Origin of the sequence: Sorangium sp. So ce385 (assembly GCF_051474135.1) — a bacterium.
GTDB lineage: Bacteria > Myxococcota_A > Polyangia > Polyangiales > Polyangiaceae > Sorangium > Sorangium cellulosum_D.
In genome coordinates, this window is the sequence record NZ_CP150337.1 from 3,273,128 (window position 1) to 3,288,624 (window position 15,497).

The following is a 15,497-nucleotide window of genomic DNA, read 5'->3' on the forward strand; positions in this document are numbered from 1 at the left end:
TCACACCAGGAGGTGGACCGCCGCGATGTTCGTGCGGACGGGCGCGGCCTTGCTCCGGTCCAGGGAGATCTTCTCGCGCGAGGGCCCCATCGAGAGCGAGGGGCCGATGCTGGCCTCGAGGGTCGCGGTCACGCTGACGGACGCCTCCAGGCCGACCGTCGCGTCGACCGTCGCCCCGACCGAGAGGGTCGCCTCCCCGCCGAGCGTCGCCTCGACCATCGCCCCGAGGACGACCTCGTTCACCACGCCGAGGTTGATCGTGGTCTCGATCCCGTCGACCACGGTCTTGCTGTTGCCCTGCGTGTACGAGTCCGCGTCTCCGTACATCTCATCCTCGGTGTCGGCGCGGGTCTCCGAGATGATCTTGTCGGCGGTGGTCTTGTTCTTGATGGTCCCGGCCTTGGTGGTGTCCGAGATGGTCTCTTCGACCGTGGTGGTGGACGAGATCGACCCGGCCTTCATGGTGTCTTTCGACGGCCCCTCGACGGTCGTCTCGTCGGTCATCGTCGTGACGTGGGTCTTCGACACCATCGCCTCCGCCCAGGTCTCCTCGTGGATCGAAGGCACCGGCAGCTTCGCCGAGCCGGTATAGGACGAGATGCTCTTCGCCCACGTCCTGGAGACGATCGTGGGGTTCTCGGTCATCACCGACGGGTAGTCCTCGATCGGCGTCGGCGTGTTCGGGTCGCCGGTGCGGCTCACCAGCTTGCCGCCGTAATGGTACTCGTACGAGTCGCCGTGGTAGGTCGAGTGCACCTCGCCCTTGACGGTCGTTTCGCGGATCCGCCGCTGGCCGCGGGGGCCCTTCACGATCTCGATATCGCTCCGCCCCTGGAAGGTGATGCCGCCCTGCTTGATGCGCCCGTCCTCCACCTCCGAGCTGGCCTTGAACGCCCTTCGACCGAGGACCGTCATCGAGTAGGTGCCCCCGATGATCTCGATCTTGTCGCCCCGGGTCGTCGTGATCCGGTTGCCGTCGGTCTCGTCCCGCCACGTGTAAGGGTCTTCGGGCGTCGCGCCGATGCGCAGGTACGACGACATCCCCTCGCTGAAGTCGGGGACGTGGAGGATCGCGTATTTGCCATCGCCGGCCATGGGAGCTCCGTATCCGGTGGGCGCGTCGAGCGGGGCGCTCGCCGCCCTCAGAAGAAGAGGTTGAACGCCGAGAGGACCTTGTGCGTGAGCGCGATCTCGGTCTTGCTGGCGTGGAGCTCCACGCCGGCCGTCCCCACCTCGAGCTTGGGGCCGACCGAGAAGTCGACGCTCGCGGTCATGCTGAGCTCCACCTTGGCGCCGACGGTCACGTCGAGGGAGCCCCCGGCCGTGAACGTCACCTCGCCGCCGAGCGTCGTCTCGATCATCGCCCCGAGGACGACCTCGTTCACGACGCCGAGGTTGATCGTCGTCTCGATCCCGTCGACCACGGTCTTGCTGTTGCCCTGCGTGTACGAGTCCGCGTCTCCGTACATCTCGTCCTTGGTGTCGGCGCGCGTCTCCGAGATGATCTTGTCCGCGGTGGTCTTGTTCCGGATCGTCTTCGCCGTGGTCGTGTCCTCCATGGTCCCGTCGACCGTGGTGGAGGACGTGATCGACTCGGCCTTCATCGTGGACACCGACGCTTCCTTGACGGTCGTCTCGTCGGTCATCGACTTGGCGTTCGTCTTCGAGACCATCACCTCCGCCCAGGTCTCGTTCGTGATCGTGGGGACCGGCAGCTTCTCCGAGCCGGTGTAGGACGAGATGCTCTTCGCCCACGTCTCATCGATGATCGTCGGGTTCTCCGTGGGGATCGACTGCGGGGAGGGCGGGTTCGTGTCGTCGATGTAGTCGTCGGTGACCTGCAGCGTGGGGAACGTGTCGGTGCCCGTCTGGCTCTGCTTGATCTTGCCGTAATAATAGTCGTAGACGTCGCCGTGGTAGGTGGTGCGCACCTCGCCCTTGACGGTCGTCTCGACGACCTTCCACGTGCCGCCGTAGTTCTGCACCCACTCGATGGTGGTGCCGCCGCCGAAGGTCTCGCTGACCTCGGTGAGGTGTCCTCCGGAGATGTCCCAGCCGGCCTGGTGCTCGCCGCGGCCGAGGATGAGCAGGCGGTAATTGCCCCCGATCACCTCGACCTTGTCGCCAGCGGTCGTCGAGATCCGGTTGCCGTCCGAGTGATCGCGCCAGCCGCCCTTCGTGTGCAGCTTCGCCGTCTCGGCCTGGCGCTCGCCCTCGGGCACGAAGTCGGGCGAGCCGTCGCGCTTGCGCGTGTCGTCGGTGAAGGTCTGAATCCGCTCCGCGAGGTCGTCGCCCGCGCTCTCGCCGAGCGGCGCGGCGGCCCCGAGGCGCAGGTACGACGGCTGCCCGCCGTTCAGGTCGGGGACTTCGAGTAGCGCGAACTTGCCTCCGGGCACTGGAGCCTCCGTGTCGAGCGTGATGAACGACGCATGCCGTCGCCCCGTGGCGGGCTCCCTATCCTAGGTCACGGTGAGCCGGCCGTCCATGCAGAACCGCCCGCCGCGTTCCCGCCTCGAGCCCCGCACGGTCGGTCGGCATGCGCGCGGCATGCGCGCATGCGCGGGCGCGCCGCTTCAGGAGGCCTCGGCCGGGCGCGCTGCGGCCGACTCGGCTGCTTGGTGCACCACGGCCCACACGAACTCGGGGATGAGCGCGAGCGAGTGCGGGTCCTGCGTGACGCCGATCAGGCCGCTGATGAACTCCATGGGGTGCGGCCGGCGGCCCCCGTCGACGAAGCGCAGCTGGGCGCTCGTCAGGCCGGGCGGTATCTCGGAGAGCCCGGGCCCTTGCGGGTTGCCGAGGCCCCCGAGCGCGTCGCTGCGGGACTCCGCCTTCAGCCACCGCTCGTGCCAGCTCTCGATATAGGGGTTCGGGGCGAAGTAGTCGTTGGGCCAGGCGCGCAGGTAGGGAAACAGCACGTGGATCCACCCCGTGAGCTCGTCCGCCGGGTTCTCGTAGCGGAAGAACGCGCGCCAGAACGACCTGTCGGCGCGCCCCTCCGACGAGGCGGCGATCTGGTCGAGCACGGGCAGGAGGGCGCGCGTCCAGCGCTCCTGTCCGACGGCGCCGAGCATCGCCACGCGCTGGCGCACCCAGCGCCAGTCGTCGGAGGTGCCGAGCAGGTACACGCGCGGGATGCCGCGCTGCGGGTACACGAGATCGCCCGGGAACGGCGGCCCCCCGTCGAAGTGCGGCGCGAGCGGGGTCGCCACCGTGAGCTCCGACGACACCCGCTCGACAGGACCCGTCGTGGAAAAGTTGGCTGTCACGAGATCCCGCAGCGTCCCGACCCGCGCTGAAACCTGCCTGGAGAAATCCGGAAACGACGCGGGCCACGGGTTCACCTGGCCGAGGGTGAAGTCCGGCCGCTCGACGACGAGCTCGAAATCGCGGTCTTCCGCGAGGAAGCGGCGCCGCTGCTCGTCGCTCGCGGCGAGGTGGAGCGTGAAGCCGCGCGCCAGGCAGAACCAGACCACGTCGGGCGAGATCACGAGGGGATAACGCTGGGTGAAGGCGGTATAGGCCGCCTGGACGAGCGGGTGCAGGTCGGTGCGCCCCACGAGCGGCAGCCGGTGCCGGTAGGACGCCTCGATCGGCGCGACCAGCAGGCTTTGCACGGCGGCCTCGCTGTCGAACCCCGGCAAGGGCGCCGTCGCTGGCTCGACCTCCGCGACGGCGATCGTCGTAACGTTCATGACCCCTCGTCCTCCTGGCCCGGCGCGACGCCGTCGTGATCCGGCGCTTTTCTTCCGTACACGAGCGTGCCGCGCGCGACAACCTGCCGGCTCGCGCGGCCCACGCCGGCCTCGCGGCATGAAACCGCCGCCTTCGCAGGATGAAACGCGGCGGTCACGGAGGCTCGCGGCGCGACTGCGGCTCGCGGCGCGACAGGCGCACCGGCCGGGGCGCGCGTCGGGCGTGGGGGGCATGGGCCGCCTCGGGCCGGCGGCGCGCCGCCGACGCCCCGGCGCGTGGCGCGTGGCGCGTGGCGCGTGACGACTGCGCGCGGGCGATGCCGTGGGCATGTGATTTTTCGCGGATGACGGATGTTTGTGGGCGCAGTGTAGGCGCTGTGTGGGCGTAGATCGCGCGCGGATGCCGGACGTTGGTGGGCCTCGTCGCAGCGGTGTTGCACGTCCGTGGCGAATGGTGCACGACTAGACGCTCGCGCAGCGGCGTCGATCGGCTTGAAGGAGGAGCGCAGCAGATGAGTTCACGCCAGGCGGGTTCGTACGTGGCGGGGGCACCGGCCAACGCGAAGGCGGCGCTGCGGATCGACTTTCTGAAGAAGGTCTATGGGCTCTTCACGGCGAGCCTCGTCGTGTCGTCCCTGGGCGCGATGTGCGCGCTCTACATCGGGGCGCCGGACGCGGAGGATGCGGCCGCGGGGGGCCCGATGCCGCCGCTGGTGGAGCTCTTCGCGAGCCACCCGATCGTCTCGATGCTCATCGTGTTCGGCGTGATGTTCGGCGCCCGCGCGGTGCGCCGGATCCCCGGCGTCAACGTCCTCGCGCTCTTCGGGATGGCGGCGATCCTCGGGGTCACCACGGCGCCTGCGCTCTACATGGCCCAGGTGGCCGCGGGCCTCGGCGGCACCCTGTCGTCGGCCCCGGTGCGGGACACGTTCATCCTGACGGTCCTCACGTTCGGCAGCCTCACGCTCGGTGTCCTCCTCTCGAAGGAGGACCTGTCGTTCCTGGCCAGCGGGCTCGTGATGGGCGCCATGGTCGTCCTCGGCGCCATGCTGCTCAACGCCCTGCTCGGGAGCACGCTCCTCGGGCTCGCGATCGCCAGCGTGTCGGTGCTCGTGTTCGGGGGATACGTCCTCTACAACACGTCGCGCCTGCTCCACTCGGACGAGCAGGACCCCGTGGGCGGCGCGCTCGACCTCTACCTCAACTTCATCAACCTCTTCACGTCCATTCTGCAGATCCTCTCGGGCCGCCACGGCTGACGGCCGCCCTGGCGGCGCGCGATCTGCATTCCGCCGTCCGCCGTTCCGCGGCCGCGTGCGCGCCCGGGGCGGACGCCCGGGGGGCGCGGCTTGACGTTCCCTGGGCGCCAGGTAAGAACGCGCGGACCATGGGTTGCCCGCTCTTCGCCGCCGCGCTCGCCCTCCTCCTGTCGTCGCTGCTCGCCGGCGTCGCTTGCAGCAAGCCCGCCGAGGAGACGAAGGCCCTGGCGGCCGTCGAGCTCGCCGCGCCGGCGGGCGTGAAGCGCGTCGACATCGCCGTCAACGACAGCGGCTTCTCCCCGTCGACGATCGAGCTCAAGAAGGGAGAGCCGGTGGTGCTGCGCTTCACGCGGACCACGAAGAGCGAGTGTCTGAAGGCGATCGCGATTCCCGATCTCAAGGTCGAGAAGGACCTGCCGCTCAACACGCCGGTCGAGGTGGCCATCACCCCGGAGAAGGAGGGGAAGATGGTGCTTCAGTGTTGGATGGCGATGGTCAAGGCGACCATCAACGTGGTCGGCTCGTGACGCGGCCGCGCCCTCGTCCGGGGCGCGGCGCCGTGCGGACCCGTCAGAGGATGAGCCAGAGCTCGGCGTCGTAGCGCCTCGCGCCGCCGGCGTCCCGCGCCGCGCGGCGCGTCCCCGAGGCGGGCGCCTCGGCGCGGCCCGGCTCGGCGGGGGAGCCGGCGTCGCATGCCGCCGGCGCGGCGGCGTGCGCCAGGTCGACGCGCGCCGCCGGCGCGGCGGCGTGCGCCAGGTCGGCGCCCGCGGCGGCGCAGCGGGCCACGGCGAAGCGGAGCATCTCGCGCACGTCGCTCGCGGCGAGCATGCCGTTCGTCCGGTGGCGCGCGAACGCGGCCGCGCGCTCGACGCACGCGGCGCAGGGCGCCGACTCCGACCTGAACCTGAAGAGCAGCGTCCCCTCGGGCCACCCGAGCGCCGTCGCCTCGATGCTCACCACGACGAACTCGCCGTCACGGACCACCTGCGTGCCGGCCACCCCCGCGCCGCCCTCGCCGGCGCCGGGAGCCTCGCGCCTCAGCAGGAACCAGTAGCGATGCATGAGGCGCTCGACGCCGCGCGGCTCACCGTGAGCGATGATGTCTGTCATCCATGACCTCCGACGTCGGAATTTGAGGCCTGCGCCTCGGAGCGGCGACGCCGTGGAGGGTCAGGAAATGTCAGAGGAGACGGACAATGTCCGGGCAGCCTCGGCTGCGGCGGCGCTCGCCGTGCTCCGCGGTCACCGAGCGGCGCGGCGTCTGCGGCGGCACCCTCACGGACGGCGCGCCCGCGCTTGCGGGCGGCTGCCGCGCTCGCGGCGGCTCAAAACGTGAAAAGTGAGATGGCTCACGTCTGAAGCGGAAACTTTCGCTTCCCTTTGGGTTTGCCGTGAGTAAGCTCTGCGCCCCCCAACGCACCCGGCGGGCGACCGCCCCGGTTCTTCGCTCCGAACCGGCTCGTGACCGAGGCGTGCCGAGGGGATCGCGCCCGCGGCGTGCCGCGCGCGCGGAGGCAGTCCGAGCCACCCCAGACGGAGCGAAGAGGCAACCGCATCATGAATCAGCATCCCGGCATCATCGGCAAGAAGATCGGCATGACGCAGATCTTCAGCGAGACGGGCGAGGTCCTGCGCTGCACGGTCGTGCAGGCGGGCTGCGTCGTCGTCGGCAAGCGCACGCTCGAGAAGGACGGCTACAGCGCGCTCATCCTCGGCCTCGGCGAGCGGGCGGAGAAGCACACGACGAAGCCGCTCGCGGGCGCGTTCAAGAAGTCGGGGCAGACGCCGAAGCGCGTCGTGCGCGAGCTGCGCTGCTCCCCCGAGCACGCGGCGAAGTTCGAGCTCGGGCAGGCGCTCAAGGTCGACGAGATCTTCGAGGTCGGCCAGCGCGTGGACGCGCAGGGCCGCTCGCGCGGCCGCGGCTTCAGCGGCGTCATCCGGCGGTGGAGCTTCGCCGGCGCGGTGAACTCGCACGGTACCCACGAGTACTTCCGCCACGGCGGCTCGATCGGTACGAACATGACCCCCGGCCGCACGCTGCCCGGCCTGAAGATGCCCGGCCACTACGGCGACGAGACGGTGAGCGCGCTCAACCTGAAGATCGCGAAGCTCCTCCCCGAGGACAACCTCATCCTCATCGAGGGCCCGGTCCCCGGTCCGAAGAACCAGGTGGTCACGATCCGTGGCGCCGTGAAGAAGCGCGGCGGCAAGGGGCTGCCCACGCCGGCGCAGCAGCCGACCAAGAAGAAGGGCGGCTGATCGGCTGATCCACGCGCCGCTGGTGGAGACCGCGCGCCGCTGACGAAGCGCGCGCGCCCCGCCGGCGGCGCCCTCCGGTCGCACCGTGCCGCAGAAGCCCAAGAACCCGTACAAGCGTCCGGACGCCTTCACGAAGGCGGCGAAGGCGCAGGGCTACCCTGCGCGCAGCGTCTTCAAGCTCGAGGAGATCGATCGCCGGGTGCGGCTGCTCCGCCCTGGCCAGCGCGTGCTCGACCTGGGCGCGGCGCCCGGCTCGTGGTCGATGTACGCGGCGCAGCGGATCGGCGCGGCGGGGAAGCTGCTCGCGGTGGATCTGTCGCCGATCACGGCGGCGTTCGGCCCGCAGGCGACGGTGGTGCAGGGCGACGCGCTGTCGCTGACGAACGAGGCGCTCGCGCAGTTCGCGCCGTACGACGTGGTGCTGTCGGACATGGCGCCCGCGACGAGCGGCAGCAAGATCGCCGACCAGGCGCGGAGCTACGAGCTGTTCATGCGCGCCGTGGCCGTGGCCGAGGCGCTGCTCGCGCCGGGCGGCGCTTTCGTCGGGAAGATCTTCATGAGCGAGGATTTCGTGAAGGCCCGCGACGCGCTGCGGAACCTGTGCGAGGAGGTCCGGAGCATCCGGCCCGAGGGGACGCGGGCGAACAGCGTGGAGATCTTCCTGGTGGGGCTGCGCAGGAAGGCGCCGGCGAAGGCGGGGTAGGGGCGAAGAGCGGGCCTGCCCGGCCGCTGCGAGCGGCGACACGTCAACAGGCCGCGCCCGGCCAGCTCTCCCACATCTCGCGCACCAGGGTCTCGACGAGCTCCCGCGCGGGCATCGGACGCACGAGCGGCGCCCCCTGGCCCGCCCACAGCAGCATCAGGTCGGCGCGCCCCTGCTTGGCGGCCGCGGCGCGGAGGTCGAGCGTCCTCCGGTGCTGCTCCGGGAAGGGCGGCGTTTGCCGGCCCTCGAGCGCCTCGGTGAAGCGGTTCCGGATCGCGCGCCCCGGCCGCCCCGTGAAGGCGCGCGTGACCACCGTGCGCAGCGCCGCGTCCGAGCGGAGCGCGGCGCGGTAGGCGGGCGAGATCCCCGCCTCGGGACAGCCGAGGAACGCGGTGCCGAGCTGCGCCCCCGCGGCGCCGAGGGCGCGCGCCGCCGCGATGCCGCGCCCGTCCATGATGCCGCCCGCGGCGAGCACCGGGACGCGGACGTGCGCCGCCACCTGCGGCACCAGCGCCATCGTGCCGACCAGGCCGTCCTCGAACGAGCCGTGGAAGGTGCCGCGATGCGCCCCCGCCTCCGCCCCCTGCGCCGAGATCGCGTCGACCCCCGCCTCCTCGAGCAGCACGGCCTCATCGACCGTGGTCGCCGTCCCGATGACGACGATGGACGCCGCGCGGAGCGCGCGCAGGTGCTCCGGCGCGAGCAGGCCGAAGGTGAAGCTGAACACCGCCGGGCGGCACCGGAGCACCGCGTCGAGCTGCGCCTCGAAGCGCCCCTGGACCTGTGGCGGCGCCGTCTCGCTCGGGAGCCCGAGCTCCGCGCGGAGCGCGTCGAGCACCGGCGCCGTCTCGGCGGCAACCTCGGGCGATGACGGCTTCGGGGCCTGGGGCGCGAACAGGTTCACCGCGAAGGGCGCGGAGGTCCGCGCCCGGATATCGGCGCAGATCGCCTCGATCGCCTGCGGCGCCATGTACGCCGCGCCGACGGAGCCGAGCGCGCCGGCGCGCGACACTTCGGCGGCGAGCTCGGGGGTCGTGATCCCGCCCGCCATCGGCGCCTGCACGATCGGATGACGTATGCCGAGGAGGCTCGCAAGTTTGCTCATGAACACCCTCCTGTGAGTTGCCTGAACCAGGGATAGCGTCTTCCATGTATCGCGTGCAGTGATTTGATCTGATGCGAGCCATCGTTCAAAGTGATGCCCGAGGTGCTCCCATGAACTCCTCCGATCTACGCGTCTTCGAGGCGGTCGCCCGCGCGGGCGGCATCGGCAAGGCTGCGCTCGAGCTGCGCACCGTGCAGTCCAACGTGACGGCGCGGGTGCGTCACCTCGAGGAGGAGCTCGGCGTCCGGCTCTTCGAGCGGCACCGGCGCGGCGTGATGCTGACGAGCGCGGGGAAGCAGCTCCTGCCGTATGCGCTGCAGATCGGGCGGCTGCTCACCGAGGCGGAGGAGAGGGTCCGGCGCGGCGACGAGCCCGCGGGGACGCTCGCGATCGGCGCGATGGAGACGACGGCGGCGCTGCGCCTCGCGCCCGTCCTCTCCGCGTACCACCGCGCGCATCCGCGGGTCGACATCGCGCTCCGCACGGGCACGACGGCCAGCCTGACCGCGGACGTGCTCGGGCGCCGGCTGGAGGGGGCGCTCGTCGTCGGCCCCGTTCGCCACGAGGAGCTCGTCGAGGAGCGGCTGATCGAGGAGGAGCTCGTCATCGTGGCGCCCGCCGCGTGGCCCACGTGGGTGCCGCGCGAAGGGGGGGCGCGGATCGTCGTGTTCCGGGCGGGGTGCTCGTACCGCCAGCGGCTCGAGGCGCTCCTCGCGGGAAAGGGGCTCGTGGCGACGCGCCTGCTCGAGTTCGGGACGCTGGACGGCATCCTCGGATGCGTGGCGGCCGGCATCGGGATCACGATGCTCCCGCGCGCGGTGGTCGCGCGCAGCGCGCTCGGCGCCGATCTCTCGATTCACGCCCTCCCGGCGAACAAGGGGCGTACGGCGACCGTGTTCATCCGCCGGCGCGACGCGCTCGTGTCCGCGGCGCTCGACGCGTTCCTCGCCCTCGCGCGTGCGATCCACGCGCCGGCGCGGCGCTCGGCGAAGCTTGAAAGAGAGATGGAGTAGCCGCCAAGGCGAAAGGGAGAGAAGAAGATGCGAGAAAAACTCTTCAGGCTCTCCTTCTCTTTTTCTCCTCTTGGCGTCCTTGGCGGTTCAATCTTCTCGGAGGGCCCGGACGCCCCTCAGAACGCGTTGTGCCCCGTGATCGCGTTCCCGAGGATCAGGCAGTGCACCTCGTCGGTGCCCTCGTACGTGTACACGCTCTCCAGGTTGAGCATGTGCCGGACCACCGGATAATCGAGCAGGATCCCGTTCGCGCCGAGCACGCTCCGCGCCGTCCGCGCGATCTTGAGCGCCCAGCCCACGTTGTTCCGCTTGCACAGCGACACCTGCACCGGGCTGATCCCGCCCGCGTCCTTCAGCCGCGCGAAGTGCAGCGCCATGATCTGCCCCTTCGCGATCTCCGTCGCCATCTCCACGAGCTCCGCCTGGATGAGCTGCCGCGACGCGATCGGCTGGCCGAACTGGACGCGCTCGCGCGCGTAGGACACGGCCGTCTCGTAGCAGGCGCGCGCGGCGCCGAGCGCGCCCCACGCGATCCCGAAGCGCGCCTGCGTCAGGCAGCCGAGCGGGCCCCGCAGGCCGACCACGCCCGGCAGCACGTTCTCCTCCGGGACGCGCACCTCGTTCAAGACGATCTCCCCGGTCGGGCTCGCGCGCAGGCTCATCTTGCCGTGGATGAGCGGCGTCTCCAGCCCCTTCATCCCCCGCTCCACCACGAAGCCGCGGATCGACTCGGGGCCTCCGTCATCCACCTTGGCCCACACCACGCAGACGTCCGCGATCGGCGCGCTCGTGATCCACATCTTCGTGCCGGTGAGCACATACGAGCTCCCGTCCTTCCGGGCGCGCGTCTTCATCGAGCTCGGATCCGAGCCGCTGTCGGGCTCCGTCAGGCCGAAGCAGCCGATCAGCTCGGCCGAGGCCATCCTCGGCAGCCAGCGCTGCTTCTGCTCCTCGGAGCCGTACTTCCAGATCGGATACATCGCCAGCGAGCCCTGGACGCTGACGAAGCTGCGCAGGCCGCTGTCGCCGTACTCCAGCTCCTGCAGCGCGAGCCCGTAAGCGACCGAGTTCATGCCGGCGCAGCCGTAGCCGGTCAGCGAGCCCCCGAGCAGGCCGAGCGCGGCGATCTCGGGGATCAGGTCGGTCGCGAACTCCTCCCGCGCGAACAGGTCCGCGGCGCGCGGGAGGTACCGCTCGCGCACGAAGCGGCGGACGGAGTCGCGGACCATGCGCTCCTCGTCGGAGAGCAGCGGATCGATCGCCATGAGCTGATCGAGCGAGACGGGCTCCTGCGTGGCCATGAGGCCAGCGTGTAGCGTGCCTTCGGACCGCGCGGAAGACGGAAGGGCAGAGCGCCGGCGCGCGCCGCCGGATCAGGGGCGGATGGAGACGAGCGTGCCCTTCCGCAGCGAGAGCGCGCCGTGCCAGTCGGCCGGCACCTCGGGGGTCGTCCACTCGAACAGCCAGGCGGCGTCGAGCGGCGAGAGGTTCACGCAGCCGTGGCTGCGCGCGGTGCCGAAATCGTCGTGCCAGTAGGCGGCGTGGAACGCGAAGCCCCCGGTGAAGTACTGGACGAACGGCACGTCGCGGAAATCGAACGGATCCTCTTCCTCCTCGTCGCCATCCATTGTGACCGTGACGTGCTTCGTGTGGATGCGGAACAGCCCCTGGATCGTCGAGCGCGTCGTCTCGGGGTCGCCGAGGCCGTCCGCTCCGGTCGAGACCAGGGTCACGTAGACAGGGCGAGCGCCCTCGTAGGCGACCAGGCTCTGCTGGTTGATCGAGACGTCGATCCATTTGCGCCCGCGCACCGCCCACGCAGGCGTCCTCGGGAGCGGGTCGACGCGCACGACGTCGTCGGCGCGGACGAGCGAGCCGTCCCGGGCCTCGAGGTAGTCGACGCCGGCGACGCGCCGGGAGGCGCCGGACAGCGGGATCGCCTCGCGGAAGCGGAGCGGCGCGCGGGCGAGGCCGCCGCGCTCGCCCGGGACGAGGCGCGCGGCGTGGCGGCGCCGGGCGAAGGCGACGGGCAGGGCGACGCCCTCGGGGAGCGAGAGCCCGGAGAAGGCGCTCGGCCGGATGACGCGGGTGCGATCGAGCGGCAGGACGGCGAGGTCGGTGGTCAGGCCGAAGCGGCGCTCGTCGTGATCGAAGGTCGAGAGCAGCGCGAAGCCGGAGCGCGTGCGGGCGCGGCCGAGGACGAGCGCGTCGGGCGAGCGGCGGTCGCCGGCGAGGCCGGGCGCAGGACGGCCGTAGAGCAGGACCGAAGGGGTCGCGTCGGGGGGCGGCGGGGCGACGAAGTCCGGCGCGCGCGCGGCGGCCGCGGCGCGGAGCAGGTGCGCGCCGAGGTCGGGCTCGGCGCTGCGCTGCTCGTCCTCGCTCGGCAGGCGCGCGTAGAGCGGCGGGGTGGGGGAGCGCGACATCACGTACGTGTAGGGCAGCCCGCCGAGGAGGGCCGCGGGGTCGCGCGCCTCCGGCGCGGCGGGCGCGGACTCGCCGCTGGCCGGCAAAGCGGGCAGAGCGAACCGGCGGACCGGGCGGCGCGACGAGGCCTCGACCGCGAGATCGTGGATGTTCAGCGTCGCGCTGGCGCCGATGCAGACATAGCCGTTCGGCTCGATGCGGTACCAGCCTCCGCCGCACGACTCCCTGCCGGACGGCTCCGGCCGGCGCGCGACCACGGCGCCGGCGCGCAGGTACCCGATGCGCCGGCTGGTCCAGCGCGGCTCGGCGAAGATCCAGGTCTCCCGGGCGATGCTCGCGAGCTCGTGGACCTCCTCGGCCGCCGTCGGCGAGGTGGCCGGGGGCGGATCCAGCTCGGGCAGCCTGTCGGATCCGTCGTCGACCAGCTCCGGCGGCAGCGCCGGCAAGGCGAGCGGGTCGCCGCTCGGCGCCGCGGCGTCAGCGCCCGGCGCCGCCGTGACGCCCGCGCCGGCCGGGGGCTCCGGGGCCTCCGCGGCGGCCGGGGGCTCCGGGGCAGCGACCCGGGGCGCCGCCCCGGCGAGCGGCGCGGTGACGGCGGACGCCGGCGCGGGCGCCGGGGACGCCGCCGTCGGCTCGGAGGCAGGGCGCGGGCAGCTCACGCTGAGCGTCGAGAGCGCCATCGCTGGCAGCAGGAGAAAGCCTCGCACGCGCATGGAGCGCGCGTATCAAGAGGCGCGGGGGAGGGCCAAGTTCGAGGGATTCTCGCGAATGCGCGGGCTCGGAGCGGGCGCCTCGCCGGCCGAGGCGCTCGCCTGGAGCTCCGGGACGGCCGGCGGCGGGGACACCGGCGGAGGCGGGGATATCGGCAGAGGCGAGGGGACCGGCGCGGCGGGCCCCCGCCCGGCGGACGTCAGCTCACAGATCGCGCGCGCACATCGCGGTGACGTAGTAGCGGCGATCGTCGTTCCGGTAGGAGACCTGATAGTCCGTCGTTTGCTTGTACCCGGCGGCCAGGAAGCTGCCGCCGTGCATGAAGCGCGTGGGGGAGCTGTTGTCGAGCCGCGAGCAGTCGTTGCAGGGCACGAGCAGCTGATAGATGGCCGAGCCGTCGCGGGTGGCCTTGTACGCATTGCCGGCCAGGTCCATGTGGCCCCAGCGCCCGGCGCCGTGCGGGAATTTGCCGACCTCGGTGAGGTCCTTCTCGCTGCACGGGTAGAGCGAGGGATACGACGTCTTGCAGGCGCCCGCGACGCTCCCGTCGCCCTGGCAGCACCACGAGGCGTCGTCGAGCGCGATGTCCTCGACGCTCTTGCCGCCCCAGGGATAGATGCGCTGCTCGTTGCCGCCGGCAGACACATAGTTGATCTCCGCCTGGGTCGGCAGCCGGCCGCCGTCCCACGCGCAGAACGCGAAGAGCTCGTACCACGTCGCGCAGACGATCGGCTTCTTCTCCTCGGATCCGGGGGTGTTGGTCCACGACGGCCAGTCCCACTGCTCGCAGATGAGCGCCGTCCGGAGCGCGTCCGAGCTGGTCGTGAGCTTCTCGTTCCACGCCGGATCCCAGCCGCTGTTCGGGATCTTCGGGTGGGCGCCCGCGCCGGCGGGCGGCGGGTTGGCCTGCGTCGGGCCGCCGGTCCGCTCGATGTACTGCCGGAAGCGCCCCACCGTGACCATGTACTTGTCGAGGTAGAAGTCGCTGACCGTCGCGGGGTAGTTCGGATGGTTGAGCCGGTTGAACGCCCCACCCGGGACCGGCAGGGTCGAGCAGCAGTTGTCGCTGCCCTCGAGGCCGCAGTTCGCGCCGGCGCCCGGCGTGTTGCTGCTGCAGCTGATCGGCAGGCCGGGCACGCCGCCCCCGCCTCCGCCGCCGGCACCACCCGCGCCGCCGGCACCACCCGCGCCGCCGGCACCACCCGCGCCGCCGGCACCGCCCGCGCCGCCTGCGCCCCCGGAGCCCGACGTGGAGCTGCTGGTCGTGGAGGAGGTGGTGCTGGACGTCGCCGTGGTGGTGCTGGTCGTGGAGGAGGTGGTGCTGGACGTCGCCGTGGTGGTGCTGGTCGTGGAGGAGGTGGTGCTGGACGTCGCCGTGGTGCTGCTCGTCGAGGAGGTGGCGCTGGACGTCGCGGTGGTGCTGCTCGTCGAGGAGGTGGAGCCCGTCGCGTCGTCATAGCAGACTCGGAGAACCGGCTGCTGTGCCGCATCGATCTCGCTCGTTCTGAGCTGGGTGCGATTCGTGGTCTGCTCGAACATGATGCCGTGGTTCGGGACGCTGCCGTTCACCCAGCTCTGCACGAGCCCCGTGAGGCTCACCGTATACCGGCCGGAGCTCCCGACCATGAAGTAGCCCTCGACCGCGTCTCCCTTGGCCTCAGCATGCGAGCTCCACGTGATCGTGTACTGATTCCAGGGCGCCGTGATCCGGCGCACGCGGACCGTATCGGGAGTCCATGATTTGACGGACAGGGTGAGATCCGCCGAGACGATCGTGGCGCCGGCGGGAATCTGCGAGAGGTTGGCTTCCAGCACAGCATTCTGCACGCTCTGCACGCCGTCTGACACGTGGATGCCGGCATACATGTCCGGCCCCCAGCCATAGTTGGTGGTGGGATTCCCTTGATGCAGGAACGCATCCTTGAAGGCGGCGGTCCCCTGGATCTCGACACACGCGGTCGCCGCCTGCTGCGCTTCGTCGACGAGCTCGTCGTCCGCGCCCGGCGCGCTGACGCACCCGGCGGCCGCCGCGCCGGATGCCGCGGCGAGGTAGGCCAGGAGAAGATGCCGATTCCCTCTCACGAACGTGCGATTCCTCATGATGCTCTCCGATCCGCATCGCCGGGCGAGCCCGCCAGCGAGGCCAACTGTGACGCCGTCGCGCTGGAGCGCAGAGAGCGCCCCCCGCCAAAATCATCCTCTGCCCGCGCGCCGTGAATGATCACCTATGTCAGGCCAACGGTCGGATCGTTCTGGGTTCGATCAGCGCGCGAGGAAAACGATACCGTTGTACGGCTTTAAAAGGAATACGTCAATCGCGAATCGAGA

13 protein-coding genes are annotated in these 15,497 nt (G+C 71.3%); 5 read left to right on the forward strand and 8 right to left on the reverse strand.

Going from position 1 to position 15,497, the window contains the following annotated elements; genetic code table 11:
- The 3 genes from WME83_RS12225 to WME83_RS12235 form a co-directional block, all read right to left on the reverse strand.
- Positions 1 to 1,095 carry a hypothetical protein gene (locus WME83_RS12225; RefSeq protein WP_437319454.1) on the reverse strand — a complete coding sequence of 365 codons (1,095 nt, stop codon included), beginning with the start codon at positions 1,093 to 1,095 and terminating at the stop codon, positions 1 to 3.
- 47 nt (positions 1,096 to 1,142) lie between these two features.
- Positions 1,143 to 2,396: a hypothetical protein gene (locus WME83_RS12230; RefSeq protein ID WP_437319455.1), complete on the reverse strand. Its 1,254-nt coding sequence runs from the start codon at positions 2,394 to 2,396 to the stop codon at positions 1,143 to 1,145.
- Positions 2,397 to 2,573: 177 nt separating this feature from the next.
- The gene (locus WME83_RS12235) at positions 2,574 to 3,695 is read right to left on the reverse strand and encodes a DUF4419 domain-containing protein (protein ID WP_437319456.1); all 1,122 of its coding nucleotides are present in this window, start codon (positions 3,693 to 3,695) and stop codon (positions 2,574 to 2,576) included.
- A 512-nt stretch (positions 3,696 to 4,207) separates the two neighbouring features.
- Between WME83_RS12235 and WME83_RS12240 the strand changes: the two genes are divergently transcribed.
- A complete protein-coding gene (locus tag WME83_RS12240) occupies positions 4,208 to 4,954 on the forward strand; it encodes a Bax inhibitor-1/YccA family protein (RefSeq protein ID WP_437319457.1) in 747 nt (248 codons plus the stop codon).
- A 128-nt stretch (positions 4,955 to 5,082) separates the two neighbouring features.
- Complete coding sequence (locus WME83_RS12245) at positions 5,083 to 5,481, forward strand: cupredoxin domain-containing protein (RefSeq protein WP_437319458.1); 399 nt, start codon at positions 5,083 to 5,085, stop codon at positions 5,479 to 5,481.
- A gap of 43 nt (positions 5,482 to 5,524) precedes the next feature.
- On the opposite strand, the gene WME83_RS12250 is transcribed toward WME83_RS12245, so the two are convergent.
- Positions 5,525 to 6,064, reverse strand: coding sequence for a hypothetical protein (locus WME83_RS12250; RefSeq protein WP_437319459.1), 540 nt, complete (start codon positions 6,062 to 6,064; stop codon positions 5,525 to 5,527).
- A gap of 447 nt (positions 6,065 to 6,511) precedes the next feature.
- Here WME83_RS12250 and rplC point away from each other — a divergent pair, with 447 nt between their 5' ends.
- Together rplC and WME83_RS12260 are read left to right on the forward strand one after the other, a co-directional pair.
- Complete coding sequence (rplC, locus tag WME83_RS12255) at positions 6,512 to 7,213, forward strand: 50S ribosomal protein L3 (protein WP_437319460.1); 702 nt, start codon at positions 6,512 to 6,514, stop codon at positions 7,211 to 7,213.
- Positions 7,214 to 7,298: 85 nt separating this feature from the next.
- On the forward strand, positions 7,299 to 7,916 hold the full coding sequence (locus WME83_RS12260) for an SAM-dependent methyltransferase (RefSeq protein WP_437319461.1): 618 nt from the start codon (positions 7,299 to 7,301) through the stop codon (positions 7,914 to 7,916).
- 43 nt (positions 7,917 to 7,959) lie between these two features.
- On the opposite strand, the gene WME83_RS12265 is transcribed toward WME83_RS12260, so the two are convergent.
- Positions 7,960 to 9,021, reverse strand: a complete 1,062-nt coding sequence (locus tag WME83_RS12265; protein ID WP_437319462.1) for an NAD(P)H-dependent flavin oxidoreductase — start codon at positions 9,019 to 9,021, stop codon at positions 7,960 to 7,962.
- Positions 9,022 to 9,131: 110 nt separating this feature from the next.
- On the opposite strand from WME83_RS12265, the gene WME83_RS12270 reads away from it, so the two are divergent.
- Positions 9,132 to 10,034: a LysR substrate-binding domain-containing protein gene (locus tag WME83_RS12270; protein WP_437319463.1), complete on the forward strand. Its 903-nt coding sequence runs from the start codon at positions 9,132 to 9,134 to the stop codon at positions 10,032 to 10,034.
- 116 nt (positions 10,035 to 10,150) lie between these two features.
- Here the strand turns inward: WME83_RS12270 and WME83_RS12275 are convergent, their stop codons facing one another.
- The 3 genes from WME83_RS12275 to WME83_RS12285 form a co-directional block, all read right to left on the reverse strand.
- Complete coding sequence (locus tag WME83_RS12275; protein ID WP_437319464.1) at positions 10,151 to 11,335, reverse strand: acyl-CoA dehydrogenase family protein; 1,185 nt, start codon at positions 11,333 to 11,335, stop codon at positions 10,151 to 10,153.
- 72 nt (positions 11,336 to 11,407) lie between these two features.
- A complete protein-coding gene (locus WME83_RS12280) occupies positions 11,408 to 13,171 on the reverse strand; it encodes a L,D-transpeptidase (protein ID WP_437319465.1) in 1,764 nt (587 codons plus the stop codon).
- A 202-nt stretch (positions 13,172 to 13,373) separates the two neighbouring features.
- Positions 13,374 to 15,269: a DNRLRE domain-containing protein gene (locus WME83_RS12285; RefSeq protein WP_437319466.1), complete on the reverse strand. Its 1,896-nt coding sequence runs from the start codon at positions 15,267 to 15,269 to the stop codon at positions 13,374 to 13,376.
- Positions 15,270 to 15,497: the final 228 nt, after the last annotated feature.